The organism is Pseudomonas sp. HMSC063H08, from assembly GCF_001813645.1.
GTDB lineage: Bacteria > Pseudomonadota > Gammaproteobacteria > Pseudomonadales > Pseudomonadaceae > Pseudomonas > Pseudomonas aeruginosa.
Genome location: NZ_KV813429.1, coordinates 175,646 through 176,763, shown reverse-complemented (window position 1 = coordinate 176,763; position 1,118 = coordinate 175,646). Strand labels below are relative to the sequence as shown.

2 protein-coding genes are annotated in these 1,118 nt (G+C 65.7%); both read left to right on the top strand.

The features are described 5' to 3' along the window. The first annotated feature begins 112 nt into the window (after nucleotides 1-112). Nucleotides 113-463: a DUF2958 domain-containing protein gene (locus HMPREF2924_RS12865; RefSeq protein ID WP_020203136.1), complete on the top strand. Its 351-nt coding sequence runs from the start codon at nucleotides 113-115 to the stop codon at nucleotides 461-463. Nucleotides 464-549: 86 nt separating this feature from the next. Further along, the gene (locus HMPREF2924_RS36425) at nucleotides 550-807 is read left to right on the top strand and encodes a hypothetical protein (protein ID WP_225525367.1); all 258 of its coding nucleotides are present in this window, start codon (nucleotides 550-552) and stop codon (nucleotides 805-807) included. The last annotated feature ends 311 nt before the right edge of the window (nucleotides 808-1,118 follow it).

Sequence of the window (1,118 nt, the reverse complement as noted above, 5' to 3'; positions counted from 1 at the left end):
GCGCCGATGGCGCTTGCGTCCTGGCGGCCGTCGTTGACCCCTGACTGCTTGCGCTGCGCCGTGCCACGGAAGGGTCGGGCAATTCCGCCCGGCAACCCTTCAGGAGTTCACCATGAACAACGCACTCATCACTGACGAGCAGCGCATCGTGCTGCTGGCCAACGGCCGCGAATCGCTGGAGAACCCGGACTTCGATCCGGCGCCCGTGGTCAAGCTGTTCACGCCGGATAGCGGCGCGACCTGGCTGCTAACCGAGATTGATCCCGACGACCACGACCACGCCTTTGGTCTTTGCGACCTGGGCCTGGGGATGCCGGAAATCGGCTGGGTCAGCCTGGGCGAGCTGGCGACGGTGCGCGGCGGGCTGGGCTTGCCGATCGAGCGCGACCTGTCTTTCCGCGCCGAGAAGCGGTTGAGCGCCTACGCACGCGATGCGCGGCTGGCCGGGCGGATCGCTGTCTGACTCGGCCCTGGGAGCGCCGCAAGGCGCTCCTTGTGCTTTCTCAACCTTTGCAGGAGATCCATGCCATGAGTAGCCATCACGACTAGATCATCGAAATCACGGCGCAGCACGATGCGCTCAAACCGTTCGCGCCGGAGAACGGGCAGCCGCTGTGCTTCAAGATCGGCGACGCGGTGATCTACACCAACGAGTTTGGTGTGCAGTTCTGGCGCCGCGTCACCGGGTTCTACCAGCCCACCGAGCCTTCGGGGTTGTATGCGCGTGGTAGGCGCTACTACCTGAACTCGACTTCGCCGTGGATGCCGGTTGCGGAATCCAGCCTGTGTCCTGACGACTCGGCGTGATGCCTTCGCGCCCCTGACGGGGCGCTGCGCTTGCCTCCAGGGGAAAGCCCTGCGGGCCACCCCCGCCGCGCGATGCTTAGCGCCCCTCAAAGACCGCCGAACCGGCTACGCGGGATCGGCCAGACCGAAGCAATCACCGGCACAACTGGCTCTGCTTCCCGATGCTTGGCGAATGAGCTTGTGCATCGAGCTTTGAAATCCGGGCGTCCCCGGCCAAGAAACATGGCCGGTCGCGCTGTCGTGCTGCGCATCGAACCCCCTGCGGGGTTTCGCCCCTGACGGGCTTCCATCGTTCCCTCGCTCCGCTCGGC

Excerpts from the sequence above, each read along its gene's own strand:
- HMPREF2924_RS12865 (WP_020203136.1), top strand. The coding sequence starts at position 113 with ATGAACAACGCACTCATCACTGACGAGCAGCGCATCGTGCTGCTGGCC.